The sequence below is a fragment of the Arcticibacter sp. MXS-1 genome, from assembly GCF_041902385.1.
GTDB lineage: Bacteria > Bacteroidota > Bacteroidia > Sphingobacteriales > Sphingobacteriaceae > Arcticibacter.
Genome location: NZ_CP169244.1, coordinates 1,575,056 through 1,592,363, shown reverse-complemented (window position 1 = coordinate 1,592,363; position 17,308 = coordinate 1,575,056). Strand labels below are relative to the sequence as shown.

General features: G+C 47.3%; 15 protein-coding genes and 2 tRNA genes. 8 read left to right on the top strand and 9 right to left on the bottom strand.

The window, feature by feature from the left end; translation table 11 throughout:
* Nucleotides 1–77: 77 nt before the first annotated feature.
* On the top strand, nucleotides 78–593 hold the full coding sequence (locus tag ACES2C_RS06775; protein ID WP_374166224.1) for a hypothetical protein: 516 nt from the start codon (nucleotides 78–80) through the stop codon (nucleotides 591–593).
* Here ACES2C_RS06775 and ACES2C_RS06770 read toward each other — a convergent pair whose 3' ends face one another.
* The 4 genes from ACES2C_RS06770 to pepT form a co-directional block, all read right to left on the bottom strand.
* A complete protein-coding gene (locus ACES2C_RS06770) occupies nucleotides 594–3,422 on the bottom strand; it encodes an outer membrane beta-barrel protein (RefSeq protein ID WP_374166223.1) in 2,829 nt (942 codons plus the stop codon).
* A 189-nt stretch (nucleotides 3,423–3,611) separates the two neighbouring features.
* Nucleotides 3,612–4,325 (bottom strand): LytR/AlgR family response regulator transcription factor, encoded by a 714-nt coding sequence (locus ACES2C_RS06765; RefSeq protein WP_374166222.1) that lies wholly within the window; start codon nucleotides 4,323–4,325, stop codon nucleotides 3,612–3,614.
* Nucleotides 4,322–5,353: a sensor histidine kinase gene (locus ACES2C_RS06760; protein WP_374166221.1), complete on the bottom strand. Its 1,032-nt coding sequence runs from the start codon at nucleotides 5,351–5,353 to the stop codon at nucleotides 4,322–4,324. Before ACES2C_RS06760 ends, ACES2C_RS06765 begins: the two co-directional genes overlap by 4 nt.
* Nucleotides 5,354–5,373: 20 nt before the next feature.
* Nucleotides 5,374–6,630 (bottom strand): peptidase T, encoded by a 1,257-nt coding sequence (gene pepT / locus ACES2C_RS06755; protein ID WP_374166220.1) that lies wholly within the window; start codon nucleotides 6,628–6,630, stop codon nucleotides 5,374–5,376.
* A 127-nt stretch (nucleotides 6,631–6,757) separates the two neighbouring features.
* On the opposite strand from pepT, the gene ACES2C_RS06750 reads away from it, so the two are divergent.
* The gene (locus ACES2C_RS06750; RefSeq protein WP_374166219.1) at nucleotides 6,758–7,363 is read left to right on the top strand and encodes a rhomboid family intramembrane serine protease; all 606 of its coding nucleotides are present in this window, start codon (nucleotides 6,758–6,760) and stop codon (nucleotides 7,361–7,363) included.
* Between the two features lie 4 nt (nucleotides 7,364–7,367).
* Here the strand turns inward: ACES2C_RS06750 and ACES2C_RS06745 are convergent, their stop codons facing one another.
* Nucleotides 7,368–8,291 (bottom strand): hypothetical protein, encoded by a 924-nt coding sequence (locus ACES2C_RS06745; RefSeq protein WP_374166218.1) that lies wholly within the window; start codon nucleotides 8,289–8,291, stop codon nucleotides 7,368–7,370.
* Nucleotides 8,292–8,356: 65 nt separating this feature from the next.
* Nucleotides 8,357–10,732, bottom strand: coding sequence for a M1 family metallopeptidase (locus tag ACES2C_RS06740; protein ID WP_374166217.1), 2,376 nt, complete (start codon nucleotides 10,730–10,732; stop codon nucleotides 8,357–8,359).
* Here ACES2C_RS06740 and ACES2C_RS06735 point away from each other — a divergent pair.
* Nucleotides 10,727–10,969, top strand: coding sequence for a hypothetical protein (locus ACES2C_RS06735; protein ID WP_374166216.1), 243 nt, complete (start codon nucleotides 10,727–10,729; stop codon nucleotides 10,967–10,969). The genes ACES2C_RS06740 and ACES2C_RS06735 overlap by 6 nt on opposite strands.
* Nucleotides 10,970–10,994: 25 nt before the next feature.
* Here ACES2C_RS06735 and ACES2C_RS06730 read toward each other — a convergent pair whose 3' ends face one another.
* Nucleotides 10,995–11,525, bottom strand: a complete 531-nt coding sequence (locus ACES2C_RS06730; RefSeq protein WP_374166215.1) for a thioredoxin family protein — start codon at nucleotides 11,523–11,525, stop codon at nucleotides 10,995–10,997.
* Between the two features lie 579 nt (nucleotides 11,526–12,104).
* Between ACES2C_RS06730 and ACES2C_RS06725 the strand changes: the two genes are divergently transcribed.
* Together ACES2C_RS06725 and ACES2C_RS06720 are read left to right on the top strand one after the other, a co-directional pair.
* Nucleotides 12,105–12,518, top strand: a complete 414-nt coding sequence (locus ACES2C_RS06725; RefSeq protein WP_374166214.1) for a hypothetical protein — start codon at nucleotides 12,105–12,107, stop codon at nucleotides 12,516–12,518.
* A 307-nt stretch (nucleotides 12,519–12,825) separates the two neighbouring features.
* Nucleotides 12,826–13,812, top strand: coding sequence for a pyruvate dehydrogenase complex E1 component subunit beta (locus ACES2C_RS06720; protein ID WP_374166213.1), 987 nt, complete (start codon nucleotides 12,826–12,828; stop codon nucleotides 13,810–13,812).
* Nucleotides 13,813–13,886: 74 nt separating this feature from the next.
* Here ACES2C_RS06720 and ACES2C_RS06715 read toward each other — a convergent pair whose 3' ends face one another.
* Nucleotides 13,887–14,363 carry an Lrp/AsnC ligand binding domain-containing protein gene (locus ACES2C_RS06715; protein WP_374166212.1) on the bottom strand — a complete coding sequence of 159 codons (477 nt, stop codon included), beginning with the start codon at nucleotides 14,361–14,363 and terminating at the stop codon, nucleotides 13,887–13,889.
* 136 nt (nucleotides 14,364–14,499) lie between these two features.
* Between ACES2C_RS06715 and ACES2C_RS06710 the strand changes: the two genes are divergently transcribed.
* From ACES2C_RS06710 to ACES2C_RS06700, 3 genes are all read left to right on the top strand, one after another.
* Nucleotides 14,500–14,609: transfer RNA gene (locus tag ACES2C_RS06710), tRNA-Asp, on the top strand.
* A gap of 692 nt (nucleotides 14,610–15,301) precedes the next feature.
* A complete protein-coding gene (locus tag ACES2C_RS06705) occupies nucleotides 15,302–15,460 on the top strand; it encodes a hypothetical protein (RefSeq protein ID WP_374166211.1) in 159 nt (52 codons plus the stop codon).
* A 162-nt stretch (nucleotides 15,461–15,622) separates the two neighbouring features.
* Nucleotides 15,623–15,732, top strand: a tRNA-Asp gene (locus ACES2C_RS06700).
* A gap of 373 nt (nucleotides 15,733–16,105) precedes the next feature.
* Here ACES2C_RS06700 and ACES2C_RS06695 read toward each other — a convergent pair.
* On the bottom strand, nucleotides 16,106–16,702 hold the full coding sequence (locus tag ACES2C_RS06695; RefSeq protein ID WP_374166210.1) for an HD family hydrolase: 597 nt from the start codon (nucleotides 16,700–16,702) through the stop codon (nucleotides 16,106–16,108).
* Nucleotides 16,703–17,308: the final 606 nt, after the last annotated feature.

Sequence of the window (17,308 nt, the reverse complement as noted above, 5' to 3'; positions counted from 1 at the left end):
CAGAGGCAAAAAGCTTAAATCAAAGGCTTGCCGACGCCTCCGCAACCCTGCTTAAAGGCGACAGCGCGTTAAAAGCCTTGAACCCGCTTGCCCGCACGGCTATTATTAGCCTGGGAGTAACAGAGACAACAGTGTTTCAAAACGAGCTCAGACGCCACTTCCCCAACTCTTACAACTTCCTCATTTCCAAAATCGCGTCAGCGACCGAACTCAGGAAAGTCCAAAGTGAGCTAAAGAATTATGAGCAGATCGTTGTGGCCATTCATGACTACCGAAAGCGCCCGCAAAGCACACTCGACTACAATGCCCAGCTAAAGCTATTTATCGCAGAGCTCGCCCGACTTAACGCGGTGACATGCCTCTTTGCTAACCCATATACCATGGCGGGACTTCCGGGACTTGAGGCAAGCAAAGCAGTCCTTGTTCAGTACCAAAACAGCGAAGAAAGTCAAAGGGCGGCAGCAAAGGTGGTTTCAGGCCTGATGCAGGCAAACGGAAGGCTGCCTGTTAATGTGAATTCGTTCTTTCGTTACGGCGACGGCATCGATTACTTTCCTCCACCGGCTTCAGTCACGGGCAGCCTCGGCAACTGATCAGAAACCCATGGGCGGCGGACCGCCTCCAGGTCTGAACCCGCCCTCACGGCGATCGCCCGGACCAAAGTCCCTGTCGCCCTGTGTTTTTCCGGCGAACTTATTCAGACGGTAAGCGAATGAGAACAGAAAATACCGCGTCAGCCTGTTTGAGCTTGACTGAACATAACTATTTTGATTCTGACTCGCCGTAACACTACGGGCCTCATTCAACAGGTCATACCCCTGAAGTCTCAGTCTGCCCCGTCTTCCAAAAAACTGCTTCTCAATATACGTATTGATAATAAGCGGATTAGCAGCGATAGATGTAGAATATCCCTCGTTTATATTCTTGCTTCCATCAAAGCCCAGCACAAAGCTCTTGAGGAAATAAATCCGTCCGCTCAGATCCAGGGAGAGGCTTGTATTATTAGTATTAAAGGAGGTAGGAATCGTATAATCCACCCAGGACCTCGTATAGCTCGCGCCCGGCGTTATATCAATATTCTCATTCGGATTAATCTGAAATCTGAACCCCTGTGAAGCCGACCATGTCTTCCCTATGTTCTTTTGATTATCAGCATACGACACGTCGTTTGTATAACTAACCGACCCGTTGAGCCTTAATGTATATTTCCTTTCGGAAAAGGGTTTAGACCAGGCATAAAAGCCGCGTCCTGAATAATATCCATCAGCGTTCAAATAACGCGTCTCCTGAATAAGATTATAGGTGGTGCGTCCGCCTGATATCACCGGCTGTCTCAGACGCACAATATTGTTAATTATCTTATTTGATGAGAAAGTTCCCATGGCACCGATTATAAAGAACGTCCCTTTAGCCGGATCGAAGTTATTGTATCGTATATTTAAATTCTGATCAAAAGACGCCTTCAGATCAGGATTTCCAACGACCGGTCTTTGCGGATTGCTTAAGTCAACCACAGGTTGAATCTGAGTATATGAAGGCTCATTGCTCCTGCCTGTGTAGTTGATAGTAAGAGCTCTTGAGCGGGCGAAGTTATATACAAAGCGGGCATTAGGCACCCAGTTAAAGCCGGTGCGATGGACGCCAACATGATTGGTTTCCGAGCGTCCGTCAAGTAAAGTTGGCTGGGCAGCAAAACCGATAGAAAAGTTGTAAAGCTTTTGGCGGTCATACCGGTAACTGAGGCCAAAGCGATTGGTTGTAAAGGAGTAATCAAAAATATTGCTGAGAGAGTCTGCCGGGACGTAAGCTCCTTCTGATCCCAGCTGGGTTATCCTGGTATTGTCGTAGGAGGTCCGGCTGTAGTTGTAGGAAAAATCGATCCTTGAGTACACCCCCAACGGTTCGCTGTAGACAAGGTTCGCTTCAGTGCCCGACCGGTCACTTTCCGTGCCTATAAGCCGATTGGAAACAGAGTCGGTAAAAACGGCCAGATTATCGTTGCTGTAAAACCGGAAATCGTCCCTGATATCCTGATCATTCTTGCTTGATGACTTGTTAAGAGATAAGCTCATTGACAGATTCCTCCCTCTCTTAACAAACCGGTGATTATAAAGGAGGTCACCACCTATAGAAGGCGCTTTTGAATGAGTTGATGACACGGTCCCCTGATCCTGCCTCGAGAACTCTGTAATGACAGAATTAGTGAGCCCCTCAGAAGAGTTTCTGCTATAATTTAAGGAGGGGGACACTTTAAGATAATTTAACGAGTCGATCCGGTACTCGAGGTTGAAATTAAAACGGTGACTCACCGCATCTGTATTCGAGCTACTCCTTGACACTGTAGAAACTTCTACGCCGCTGCTGGAAGTCTGATTCAGGCTATTCTGAAGCAAATCGGTATTCCGGTCCTGAAAGCTGTAACTCCCGTAGATGCTCACCTTTTTGCCAAGCTCATCCCTGTAGTTAAAGCCGCCGGCCTTTGTATCGGTGATGCCCGCACCACTGCCTCCACCAAATCCGCCGCCTCCCATGCCGCCGCCGGGCCCTCCCCCGGCTCCCATTCTGAACCGTCCTCCGCGCTGGTTACCACCGCCGGTGAAGTCGAATAATGACGCGTTTGTATTATTTAAATTAAGCAATACAGCCAGCTGCTGATCGTTATTAAGCACCTGCGCCATGCCCGTGGCCAGGTACCGGCCCTCATTCTTTACCACTGAGCTTGCATCTTTCCGCGCATCGTTTCCGCCACCCACTGCGAAATTAGCGATCATCCCCTTATTCTTGCTCGGGCTGATTGTGATGTTAAGGATCTTTTCCGGATCTCCATCTTTAATCCCGCTCACGTTCGCCTGGTCTCCATAATCATCTACGATCTGGATCTTCTCTATCACCTCTGCAGGAAGATTCTGCGTGGCAGTCTTCAGGTCCCCGTCAAAAAAGTCTTTCCCGTTCACCCTGACCCGCGTAATACTCTTACCCTGGGTCGTTACATTGCCATCCTTATCTACCTCAACCCCGGGAAGCTTTCGAATCACATCCTCAACTACCGAGTTCTCACGCACTCGATAGTCGCTCGCCCGATACTCCACCGTATCCTCCTTGATCGTCACCGGCGCTGTCCCCGAAACCACCACCTCATTCAGGAGCTTGCTTTGTGCCTTTAACCTCAGAGGGCCGATCTTAAGAGTGCTGGCACCCTCCCTGAAGGTAAACCGTTGGCTGAAGTTGTGATAACCAAGACTGCTGACGGAGATGACAAATTGCGTGGCCTGTACATTACGAAGTCTAAAGTTTCCGTCAATATCTGTGCGCGTAAACAAGGAGTCCTTCCCCGAGACCAGCTTAACCGTAGCGGCAATAATGCTTCGGCCCGTAGAATCCTGAACTACGCCCGTCATCGTACGGCCTCCCTGGGCTTTCACAAAGGATGGTAGTATTAAAACAAGACAAACGAGCAACGCGGCCCTTACAACTGTGGTTGAGTATTGATTAAGCATGATAATAAGACACCCTATCTGCCTGCAAGTTTAAGACATATAACGATAGCTAAGCAAGAAAGATACTTACGCTGAAATTACCGCGACTAACTGCCCGATATCATCTATGGATCGCTACAGACTATGGCCCATATATGAGAGAAGGGCATCCCGAAAGGTTTCACTCACAGGGATTTCAACCTCCCCGACAACCACCTTATTTCTCTTAAACGCCGTTAGTTTATCAAGTGCGATGATATAGGACCTGTGCACCCTCAAAAAACGTTCGGCAGGCAGCTTTTCTTCCATGTACCTCATACTAAGCCGGGTAATAATTGCCCTGTCGGCTCCCTCTACATAGATCTTGATATAATCTTTCAATCCCTCAATGTACAGGATTTCGGGAATGTTGATCCTGATCAGCGAGTAATCGGCATTTACAAAAAGATAGTCGTGATTTGTACTCGTCGGGCGTGCGTCCTGGCGATTCTTAAGCAGATGCATATTGTATGCCCTGGTAGCGGCTTTAAAAAAACGGTCAAAGGGGACCGGCTTAACCAGATAGTCGAGTACATCAAGATTAAAACCGTCCAGGGCGTATCTCTCATAAGCGGTCACCAGGACAATCATGGGTGGATTCTGTAAACTTGATATCAGCTGCAAGCCTGATAATCCGGGCATCTGAATGTCGAGGAAGAGGAGATCAACCTGATTCGACTCCAGAAATCTCACTGCATCCGGCGCATTCCTGCAGCTGCCTGCAAGCTCAAAGAAGGGGACCTGCCGGATATTATCCTCCATCAGCTCCACAGCGAGCTTCTCATCGTCTACAACAAGACAGCGTATCATTTGAGGTTTATTTTTAAGGTTGCTACAAAACTACCAGACTTTCTCATCGTTTCGAGCGTGTAACGTCCATTATACAAAAGTTCAAGACGTCTCCTCATGTTGTGGAGCCCTATCCCTGAATCCCTGTCTTTACTGCTTTCCGTACCTGCTACCGTGTTCTCGACCTCCAGCCACAAGGTATCACGTTCACGGCTGATGTTTAATTTTATAGAAATCGCACTATTGCCTGCATTCAGACCATGTTTGAATGCATTCTCAATCAGGGGGATCAGCAGCATCGGTTCAATTTCATATCCCGCAGAGCCTGAGGGTACCTGAAGGGTGAGCCTGATGTCGTCACCAAACCGCAGCATCTGAAGATCAACAAAAGCTTTGAGGTATTTAATCTCCTGCTCCAGCGGCACCTTGTCAGTATCGCTTTCATAGAGCATGTAGCGCATCAGGCCCGAAAGCTGTATGAGAGAGGGCTCCATGAGATCCGACTTCTTCCTGGCAAGAGACACGAGAGAGTTAAGCACATTGAACATGAAATGAGGACTCACCTGCGAACGAAGAAAGGCCAGTTCCGACTTCAGCGTCTCGTTTTCCTTTTCCTTAAGCTCCTTTTCTCTTCTTGAGAAATCAGAAACGATACGGTAGCTCGTGCTGATGCCCAGAATAAAGATATATGGCAGCAGGGCAAAAAGCAATCCTCCGCGCCGGCCTCTCCAATGCCGCTTTACAGGAAAAAACTCATGCGAGATGAACTCAGAAAATTTTGAAAAGAGGACGATCGACAAGATCACAAGGATCACGTATATCAACAGTCCCCTTTTCTTATATCCCTGCGGATAAAGAAAGTAGGCATTCAGATAAAAAAAGACGATCAGAATCAGGTTATTGAGCAAAAAGCGATACTGCATGTTATCAACCATCCGCAAGCCAGATCCCCAGATCCATTTCACATTCAATAGCACGATTACAAGCACCCAAAAAAGGAAATGTCCCAGTGGGATCAGGTAAGGATGAAGCTGCGCAGCCCTTTTCATTCTGTTAGCCTTATACTTTATCAGCTGCGTTCCTCCCAGACAAGAGCAATATTGACGATCGTTTCGACGGCCTTCTGCATGTCCTGAACCGAAACCCATTCCTGTTTACCGTGAAAGGCATGCTCACCGGCAAATATGTTCGGGCAGGGAAGCCCCATGAACGACAGCCGCGAGCCATCCGTTCCTCCCCGGATACTTTGCAGTTTGGGGCTGAGGCCCGCTCTCTTAATGGCTTCCTCGGCATACTCCATCAATTGGGGATACTGGTCGAGCACCCGCTTCATATTGCGGTACTGCTGCTTTACTTCCAGACTGAAGGAAGAGTGAGGATATCCTTCGATCACTTCCTCAGCTATTGCCTTTAATATCCGTTCATGATTAAGGAGCTCAGAATCATCGAAGTCCCGCAGTATAAACTCCACTACAGCCTCTTCGACCGTTCCCCGCATAGCCACCGGATGTATAAAGCCCTCTTTCCCGTCGGTACTTTCGGGCGACAGCTTGTCTTTAGGCAAGCACGACACAATCTCTGAAGCAATTTTAAGGGCGCTTTCCATATTTCCCCTGGCAAAGCCGGGATGCGAACTCACGCCGTTTACCTTCAGTACGGCAAAGTCGGCAGAGAACGTTTCGTTTTCGATAGATCCCAGCGTTTCTCCGTCTACCGTATAGGCAAAGTCGGCGGCCAGACGATCCAGATCAACCTTATCTACTCCACGTCCGATCTCTTCATCCGGAGTAAACAGGATCCTGATCTTACCATGGGGAATTTCCGGATGCTGCATCAGGAAAGCAGCCGCATCCATTATTTCGGCCACACCTGCCTTGTTGTCTGCACCCAGTAACGTGGTACCACTCGCCGTCACAATATCGTTTCCGACCTGCTCCTTCAGGTCAGGGTGATCTGCCGGCTTCAAAACCACCGATACATCGTCGGGCAGAACAAGGTCCCCGCCGCCGTAGTTACGGTGAATAACGGGCTTTACGCCTTCGCCACTGCAATCCGGAGAAGTATCCATATGAGAACAGAAGCAAATCACCGGCACCCCCTCTTTTCCGGTAGTGGCCGGAATGGTAGCATATACGTAGCCAAACTCATCTAACGCAGCATCTGATATCCCGATCTCCTTCAACTCTTCAACAAGCAGCCTTCCCAGGTTCTTTTGCTTTTCTGTAGACGGCGAGGAAGCGGAGTAAGGGTCTGATTGCGTATCAATCGTAACATATTTTAAAAAGCGTTCAAGAACGCTGAACTGGTAATCTTTTAATAGATCCATTTCCTATTCGTTTTACTGCGATAAAGGTAATGACTAAAAATGCATCTTCTGAATTGCCGGGGAAATAATCGGTATGATCCGCGGCGATGTTTCTCGCAACGATATTTTTTTGTAGCTTTCCGGCCTTATGTTGCAATATTTCCAGGTGGCCCCTGTAGCCAGCATTATCTTCGTTTTTACGATCATTACGAGTCTTTATGCCTTCTCCAATCCGGGCTTATATGGGAAGTTTATGCTTCATCCCTATAGCGTTAGCCGCGGCCTGCGGATCTACTCCATATTCACCAGCGGATTGATCCACCAGGATTGGGGGCACCTCTTCTTCAACATGCTGTCTTACTTCTTCTTCGCGTTTCAGCTTGAAGCAACCATCGGACACTGGCAATTTGCCGCGCTGTATATTGCGAGCCTGGCCCTGAGCGACCTGAACACAATCATCAAGCATAAAGATCATTTCGGATACAACAGCCTTGGCGCATCAGGCGCCATTTCAGCCGTCATCTTCAGCTTCATTCTGTTCAATCCCCGCGCCACGATGCTCGTCCTTTTCATCCCGATGAATGCTGTTTTGTTTGGAGTAGTTTACCTGTTCTACAGCGCGTATGCCTCGCGGCAGTCCAGCTATATCAATCACGACGCACACTTCTTTGGCGCACTCTCAGGGCTGATTATCACGATCATCCTGTACCCGCAGGTCGTACCCTATTTCCTGGAACAGATGGGGCTCAGATAAAGCATCAAAGGAAGCTCATGGGCTCCTCAGGGTTCTTAATGATTTCAAAAAGGGTATATCCCCAGGGCTTCCAGAAGTTCTCAAGCACCTGCCCATAGGTCTTCACCTGCCATTGGTCATAAACAGGCTTACTGGCTATCCTCAAAGGCATCGCCTCAATATAGATCCGGTCGGCTGCGGCAAGGAAGGAGTATTCAGGCAAGCGATTGAACAAATAAGCCGAGTAGAAAAATCGTGCGCACAGCTCCTCGAACTGAAGGGGGCTGAGTGTTTTTCCCTTCACGTGTTCAAGAACCGCGTGATGATAATGATTACTCTCGCCATTGTCCTGCAGACAGGCAACGAGTCCAAAATCACCCATCCTTAAAGAGAAAACAAGAGTATTAATTTCGTCTCTGTAAACGAACGTGTTCTCGGGGTTCTCTACAGGGAACACGTTGATGGTCCAGGGCAGCACTCCCTCAAATTCCATCGGCAGCAGCAGCGATTGAAGCATGAGGTGCAGGTTCCCGAATTTTTGCCTCAGGCCAGGCGAAAAGTTAAACTGCTCCCCAAGCAACCTTTGTTGTCTCAGCCCCGACCGCACTTCAAAATGAATAATACCGTAGACCTGCTTGGCTATCCACTGGAACAGTCTCACCTGATCAAGGTCGTTTAAGGCACTATAGCCGGCAGTGAATGCCGCTTGCATCTCCTCCTCCAGACTTTCAAGCACAGCCAATGCCTCCTCCGAGACCGGCACTCGGATGTCGCTGTAGCTCACAATGCGCTCATCTAGCATCTTGAACGGCTTGTCTCTGAGTCCATATCGTTCAGTCATCCAGGCGGGAAATACCTGCCACTGATGAGTGGCTTCCTGCCCGGTCAGAAAGCAAACATCTTCCCGGAAATCGAAATGGTCAAACGGGCGAAAGAGAGGAGCATTCATTCAGCAAAAATAAATGCTTAGTCACAAATCCGGCACCTCAAATATGTTCTCAATGTAATAAAAGATCAGTTGCCCAACTGCAGCTCCCGGATTGAAGCGGCTATAACCGACAGCTGCTGGTTTAACATCTCCTTTTCTGCGGCGGTTGCCGCACTCAGCTGCGACTCCTTATTCTGCTTTAAGCCCTCAAAAAGGGATAGCATGAACCGGTCTATTCCATACTGCTTATATTTTATGCCCAGGTCTTTAAACTCTTTGAGCTTTTCCTTTACCACTTCTGCGTCATTCACGCGCGACAAGACACTGATGTAGGCAGGCGCCATTTCTACCTTTCCCTGCAGCTCGGCACCCTGATACGCTTTTTCTATATAGCCAAGCTCGCCGCTCCCTCCGTTCAGGGCATAGACAGTCACAATAGCTTTAGCAAGCTCTCCCTTGCTGTCGGCTTCTAATTTCTTTGCCAGTGTATAAGCGTCTCCGGTATTAATCATCGCGATGCCCATCAAAGAAGCACCCTGAACAGCATAGGAAGCACTTTTCATACCCTCATCAAACACGCTGCGGTTCCCACCATCTCTCAGCGATGCCAATGCACCTAACGCAGCCGCCTTTACCAGGGTCCTCGGGTCATTAGAGGCAAGATCTTTTAACACGGGCACAGCCAGCGAGCGGATGGTTTCACTTCCAAGTTCCAGAGAATTAATTGCCTTTATCCGCAGACCATAATACTTATCTTTAAGACAAGCCAGGATCACCTTCCTCGCGTCCTCGTTCTGCAGCTGCTGCTCCGAGCAAGCTTCCATCGCCTCCAGACGGTCACCATAAAGAGGGGCATTGAAATACTGATAGGCAAACTGCTGAACAGACTTATTATCTGTCTTTCGCGCAAGCAGCACTTTCTCTGCATCCACGTTTACCAGATCCGGTTTCGCCTCCGTCCTGAACGTGAGGGTGTCCTGCTTATCCTGCATCAGCACCGAATGCCGCTCCTTCTTGCCCTTCACATAAATGTCGACCTTAAAAGGCAGGATAAATGGCGCAGCCTGCTGCATCTGCGTAAGAATGACTTTCTGTGTTTTTGTGTTCTCATCCCAGGCATAATCTATTTTTAACGTAGGATGCCCGGCCCTGAAATACCATTGATTGAAAAACCAATTCAGGTCTTTTCCACTAACTTCCTCGAGCGCGAGCCTCAGCTGATGCGCTTCTCCATTTTTAAAGGCATTTTGTCGGAGATAGAGATTCAAGCCCTTAAAAAATGCATCCTCACCCAGGTAATCGCGAAGCATGTATAGGATCCTGCCACCTTTTTGATAGCTCACCAGGTCAAACATATCCTCCTTGTCACGATAATGGAACCTGACCAGTTTTTTCGCCGAATCTGCCGAAGAAGAAAGATATAATTCCATCCCCTTATAGGACTTGGCATCGCCCTGATCTTTTCCGTATTTGTATTCGTTCCATAAAATTTCGCTAAAGTCGGCGAAAGACTCATTCACAGTCAGGTTGCTCCAGCTTTCTGCAGTAACGTAGTCGCCAAACCACTGGTGAAAAAGCTCGTGAGCAATCACATCCTCTCCTTTATTCTCGTCCAGCAGCTCGCGGTCGGTTGCCTGTACAGATTCACCATGCAGCGTGGCGGTTGTATTTTCCATAGCTCCGCTCACGTAGTCCCGAACTACAATCTGAGCGTATTTGTTCCACGGAAAATCAATTCCGAGCTTTTTAGAAAAGAACCCGATCATCTCGGGGGTATTACCGAAGATCTGCTTAGCGAAGGGCGCATAGGCCGGTTCCAGGTAATAGCTAACCTCCTTATCACGCCATTTATCTTTATAGACACGGAAATCACCAACAGCCATCATGAACAGGTAGGGTGAGTGAGGTAGGTCCATCTTCCAGGTATCAGACCGGGTGCCATCCGGATTATTCTTTTGGAGCGTCAGCCTGCCATTCGAGAGCGTGGTATACTTTCCGGGAACCGTCATCGTGAGCTCGGAGGTGCACTTCTGATTCGGACGGTCAATAGTCGGAAACCACACCGAAGACGCTTCAGTTTCTCCCTGCGTCCAGATCTGTATAGGTTTCTCACGGTCTTTACCATCGGGATTAATAAAATAAAGACCCTTGGCATCAGTTATAGCGGCGCTCCCCTCTGCTTTGAATTCATCAGGTTTGGAAACGTAATTAATAAATATCGTGTAGTTCTCCGCCTGTTTATAAAGCTTATCAAGCTTCACCAGGATCTGTTTCCCATCGTAGGAGTACTTCAACGGAGTCAATTGCCGCGCTCCGACAAGTGCTACCTGCTTAATATCCATCCCTTTCGCATCGAGTCGAAGCGAGTCGGTTGAATAGAAGTGCGGCTTCAGGGTGATCCAGGCCTTGCCATACAGATACCGCTTCGCATAATCAAAGCGTACATCCAGTTTGGTGTGCACAAGGTCATTGACCTTTTCAGGGGTGGCCCTGTAGATTTTCAGGGCAGGACTGTCCTTCTCTTTTTTTGGGCAAAAGCAGGAAGGGCGCCGGCAAACACAAATGAAATTAAAAGCGAAGCGGCAATCTTCGAAAGATATCTATTCATAATAAATCGCAAAGCATATGAGATAAGCCTCTATACCGTGAAAAGAGGCTGTACCTGGATAAATGCAGGATACAAGATAGGCTATTTTTAACAAGGAGACAACCTCCTTACCAGATTTACTTATAACTATCCGGACTTAAAGCAGCGGGTGTCCAGCCTTTTAAAAACTCCTCCACTTTCTTCGCACTGTGACCCTTGCCGTCTTCCAGATATGCGCTGTTCTGGGTATGCAGACGCAGTCCCTTGTTATCCAGGATGACGAAGACCGGAAAACCGAACCGCTGGGGATAACCCAAAGATGCGAGCACCTTCTCGTTCTTATTTTCCTTGCTATAATTGAGGTGTACAACCACGTAGTTGTCCTTTATGATCGTCTTCAGCGTATCGTTCTCAGTCACAAGCTTATTAAACCGCAGACACCAGACACACCAGTTTCCCCCGATCTGAACAAAAACATGCTTCCCTTCCTTCGCTGCCTTTGATACTGCACTTTTGAGATCAGCAGCTGCATCTGCGGAAGGATTGTAAAGCGCGGCTCCCGGCGTCTGGCCTTTAACAGTGTTAGTAAGGCCCAGGCATATGAGCAGGGTTATCGTAATTGCAATACGTCTTAGCGGTTGTATACGCTGAAAGTCGAAGAAGTTCATAATGACAAATATACGAGAGAGTCCGGAACATCAAGAACCGACTCCGCTAGAGTGGTATTGCTAAAACTCATTAATAGTTTTGCAAATAAAAGAAGTACTCTTCTCCGTTGATTCCCATCTTTGCATTGGTATTGCTATCGAACTTGTATTGATAAAGTTTAGATACGCTGTTTTTACCCATCACAAGCGGGACCTTTCTTAAAAGACCCTACAGAAGCCCTTCATCAGCAAATGAAAAAATCCATCTGCAGTGATAATAATATGATGAAGAACCTGTATCACAAAACTCACCCAGTACGTTGACGGTCTTTGCAATATCCCTGTCACGCTCGGAAAGAGTAGCATAATCATACTTGCCGAACTGATCGAGCGGTACTTCCTGCCGCAGGCAGAGATAAAGGTGCCGATCCCTTGTCGGCCGGATTCTTTATGTGGCGAGGGATAAGGCCTTAAAAAAACTTACCTCCTCTTTAATCGGTGTACCTGCAGTCGAGCATGATTTTTAGCAATCCAGCTTAAACCCTTTTCAGTTTTTGCGATCTATTAATGAAACAAACACTTGATATAAAACGCAAAACAATGAAAAAGACAATCTTGACAGCGGCACTGTTCATGGCACTGAGCATCTCCACATTCTCGCAGGAAAAACCTTCAAGGCAAAAGAAAAGCCCTGAGGAAAGGGCGCAGTTAATGACCGATCACCTCAGCCAGAAGTTGTCGCTAAATGAAAAGCAAAAGTCGGAGGTCTATCAGATCAATCTTGACAGGGCAAAAGAAATGGAAAAGATCCGTGCCAGTGCCGCAGAGGACAGGAAGAAGATGTTTGAGCAGCAGATGCAAGAGCGGAAAGATGCTGACGATAAGATCAATAAGCTTCTCAGCGACGACCAAAAAAAGACTTTTGCAGATTTGAGGCAACAGCAACAGGAAAAAGTCAGGAAGCACAGAGGCGACTTTAAAAACCGCACAAGAGAAAGAAAAGGGGAGTTGTAAGACAAGAATGATTAAACAAATACGGAGGCTGTCTCAGAACTGAGTTCAGCCTCTTTTTTTAGGTCAAAAAGAACCTTGGGCGCACTTTCATCCTCGTGTGGCAGCTTCTGTCAGAAAGATTTTACACGGGGAAAACCGGCATTAAACCTCCATAGCCCACGCGCATTCAGGGAAATGAAGGCTCCTTTGCCACGGGATTGTCATACCGCAAATAAGTACTTCCTTAGCCCCCGAGGATTGGCCGCCCATCCTTGTTTCTCAAACATTCCTGCTTATATTTGCGTTCCAAATAATCATTTAGCAAACAATGAGAGAAATACAGTTCAGAGAAGCGCTTCGGGAAGCAATGACCGAAGAGATGCGTAAAGACGAAAAAATATTCTTAATGGGCGAGGAAGTGGCCGAATATAACGGCGCTTACAAAGTTAGCCAGGGAATGCTGGCCGAATTTGGTCCAAAACGGGTGATTGACACACCTATTGCTGAACTGGGATTTGCTGGTATTGGAACCGGTGCTGCAATGAATGGCGTAAAGCCGATCATAGAATTCATGACCTTTAACTTTTCACTTGTCGCCATTGACCAGATCATCAATGGTGCAGCGAAGATCCTTTCGATGAGTGGTGGTCAGTTCTCCGTGCCAATCGTTTTTCGTGGCCCAACCGGAAATGCAGGACAGCTGGGAGCTCAGCATTCGCAGAACTTCGAGAACTGGTATGCAAACTGCCCTGGCCTCAAAGTGGTGGTTCCATCCAATCCTTACGATGCTAAAGGCTTATTAAAACAGTCTATTATCGATCCGGATCCGGTGATCTTTATGGAATCTGAATTGATGTATGGCGACAAAGGACAGGTTCCTGAAGAGGAGTATTATCTTGAACTAGGAAAAGCTCACGTCGAAAAAGAAGGAACAGACGTGACAATCGTTTCTTTTGGTAAGATGCTGCCGAGAGTAGTTCATCCTGCAATAGAAGAACTTAACAAGGAAGGCATCAACGCCGAGGTGATCAACCTCCGCACCGTTCGCCCGATCGACTACGATACGATCATCAATTCTGTAAAGAAGACCAACAGGCTGGTAATAGTCGAAGAAGCATGGCCGCTGGCATCAATCGCTACAGAAATAGCATTCAAAGTACAGAAAGACGCGTTCGATTATCTCGACGCTCCGGTTTTACGTGTTGTATCTGCTGACGTATCACTGCCATATGCACCAACTTTGATCAAAGAAGCTCTTCCAAACGCGGAAAGAGTGGTCAAGGCTGTAAAAAGCGTGTTGTACGCCGAAAAATAGAAAAAAGAATCTCTATATAAGAAAGGCCGTTCTGACGATCAGAACGGCCTTTTTATGTCATAGGAAAGGAATAACTAAAGATCGAGACTGATCTGGCGTTTAATGCTTTCTTCAAGTGAAATGAAAGTCTCTGTACGGGAAATGCCTTCAACAGTTTGAATCTGCTCATTCAGAACTTCTCTGAGGTGATTCGTGTCCCGGCAAATGATCTTGGCAAACATGCTCCAGGCACCGGTAGTATAATGCAATTCCACGATTTCCTTAATCTTTTCGAGCTTACCAACAGCATCTTTGTAGGTAGAACCCTTTTCCAGATAGATCCCAAGGTACGCACAAACGTCATACCCGATCTTCTGAGCATCTACAATAAGGTTAGACCCTTTAATAATACCCAGATCCTGCATTTTCTTCATCCGCACGTGAATCGTGCCACCTGAGACGATCAGCTTTTTAGCGATTTCGGTGTAGGGGATGGTGGCATCTTCCATCAGTATCGAGAGGATCTGCATGTCCAGATTATCAATTTCTGAATTTACGCTCTTCTTTTCCATTAGTTTTTTGAAAGATATTAATATCCCTACGAAGTAAATAAAAACTTAACAAAAATTAAAATATTTCCTTAAAATATTTGCAACAAACATTTCCTGCTATTTATCTTTGTATCAGTTGCTAACAACAGCAAAATACTGTAGGGTGGTGAAACAGGCAGACACACCTCCTTGTCTCGGTGGCGGAGAATACGGGAAACCCGGAAACGGGCTAACCACTCCTTGAAGGTTCGACTCCTTCTCCTACAGCTCCTTTCGTTTAATTTAGGTTTATAATTGGTTAGTTTGAGCTCTCGCCCATCGAGGGCTTATTTTTTTGCTGCCGACCCTGGGAGGGCTGTGCACAAGAATAGGCATAAATTTCTTTCGCCGCTGCCAGACCAACTTAATAACAATAGTCAAGTTTACGTACAACATGTGAAGCAGCCATACCAGGCCTTTCCGGATAACGTCCTGACCGGGCTTCGATCTACTTCGACAATCCTTCGGCACTTCTGCGAGAGGCGCCGAAGACCTGGAAAGGGATTGCAAAAGGAGTGCTGAGTCGTTCACGATAAAACTCAGAGCGCGGTCAGGAGTGAACCCGTGAATTGCTATTGGCCACAATATTCGCGGGAAAACAGACGGCCCGCTTATTTTCGGTTTAAGCTCCGAACTTCCGCTCATGCATACATTGCCAGACAGCGGCACTCCCCCGTAAAACACTAGCCGCACGCATCTGGATCTGCCACCACAAACCGGCTGGATGGCAGCTCTCCGCAATGGCTAAACACCTGCAGCGCACATTTTTCCTTGCTGGATCAACGGCCTCCGGTAGTAAAGCCCCCGCAAACTCCCTTGATGAAACGGCAGGGAGAAGCAGACAAGTCTAAAAAAACAAATTTTGCGAAACACTTCCTTTAACCCCGACGTAAACACCTGTATATAAAGTTTATAAGATTATGGCTACATTTCTTCCATTCTTTTCATATTCTCTGGAAGGGTATATAAAAGCTAAAAGGTACCTGCTGACAAAAAACATTGATGTAAGCCAACTTCGCGGCTTTCAACTGGTAGAAGTTGCAAACGACATTAAGGAGACAGAGGCAGAACAGGCCTAGTCAGGCACAGGAAGCCAGAGAATTCATCTTAATAAATTACAACGATAGTGCCGATTTTTTGCAATATTCGTACGTATTAATTTTTTTGTTAAAATATTTGCAAACAATATAAACATATATTATATTTGTACTATAGTTCTTTAAAACAGCAACAATAAATACTGTAGGGTGGTGAAACAGGCAGACACACCTCCTTGTCTCGGTGGCGGAGAATACGGGAAATCCGGAAACGGACTAACCTCTCCTTGAAGGTTCGACTCCTTCTCCTACAGCCCTTTCGTTTAATTTAGGTTTATAATTGGTTAGTTTGAGCTCTCGCCCATCGAGGGCTTATTTTTTTACCCTATTTGAATTCCTATCCCACCCAGAAATCCGGCCCAAAAGCTGTCGACTAAGCAAATAATTTCACCGCGTTTTTTTATGCTTGATGTTCTTTGATTGTACGTAAAATCGGCGGAACAAGCTGGCCTCTTTACCGGACCGCACTTTGCCCGGTTACAAGAATGCAACCAAAGCCCGGTGTGATCAGGACAACACAGTTAAGTTTGACAAACTCCATAGCAACAAAAGCATGATGTGCACATGACGAATAAACGACGCTCAAGCTAAGTTACTGCAGGCGAACAGCAACAAAAGCAGCCGCTGTCAGGACCCCCGACTTAAAATTCCCTTTTCGACGCTTTCGTTAATAAGCTCCTCGGCATACTGCCATATTACTTCAGAGCCGTCCTTTATCACCTTCTTCTTTTCGTACACTTTCGGGTAGCTTACGCCATACTCCTTCCAGGTACCGCCCTGATTCGAGGTATTTTGAAGCAAGGGCTCAAGCCTGTCCATCGACCTTGCGAACTTCGCTTCATTGGTTTCGCCGGCTTCAAACTCCTCCCACACCGCGATCAATTCCTGCGCCTGCTCTTCAGGCAGCAGGCCGAAAATGCGGTTCGCAGCCAGACGCTCCTCCTCTGTGTTACAATGCGCCTTCTTTGTATCGTAAATGAAGGTGTCTCCCGCGTCAATTTCAACAATATCATGTATGAGCACCATCTTTACCACTTTGAGGATATCCACAGGCTCATTCGAGTGTTGCGCTAATACAATGGCCATGAGGGCCAGATGCCAGCTGTGCTCCGCATCGTTCTCATTCCGGTCACTGTTGAACAGCTTCGTCTTTCGCTGTATATATTTCAACTTGTCTATCTCTTTGATGAAGGCAATCTGCTTAAGTAAATCTTCCGGATACATTGCTGAGGATTCTGATAACACGACCAGCATTGGTCTTTCTCAAAAATAGCTTTTTTTACGGGTTGAAGGCCTGAAATATCAGGAGAGCTGACACGGCACTGACACCCAGCGGAGCCTGCATGCGAATGGCATCTCACTGTCCAGGCACCGGGCACCAGCTGGCTAAGTAGAGAAATGCCTGAGAAGTGTGCGAGACATGTGCGAGGCATCTGCGGGACGTATTCGCCCCGGCGTTTATCTTTTTCTTATATTTCTCCAATGCGGCTCCGAATTTTCTCCGGGTGGCGCCGGAGCCTGATCGGAGCCGCACCGGAGAAACATGATAGAAAAGGCGAACATGCCTGCCGGCATTCCCGAACATGTCTCGCAACGCGCGCCCGGAAGAGGGGCTTAAACTGCGCTTTCCTCCCTGACAAATCCGGACAAATTAAGACAATTGAAGACATTTCCTGACACGGACCACCCGCTACTCGCTTTTTGGATTTTTCCAGCTTATGTTTGCTCCATGGGAACAGATCTTTTAAACTCTCGATTTTTAAACACGGCCGGACCTGGGGATCAGCCGGATGGTGAACGCAAGAGCGGCAGTGCTCAATTTAAACGAAG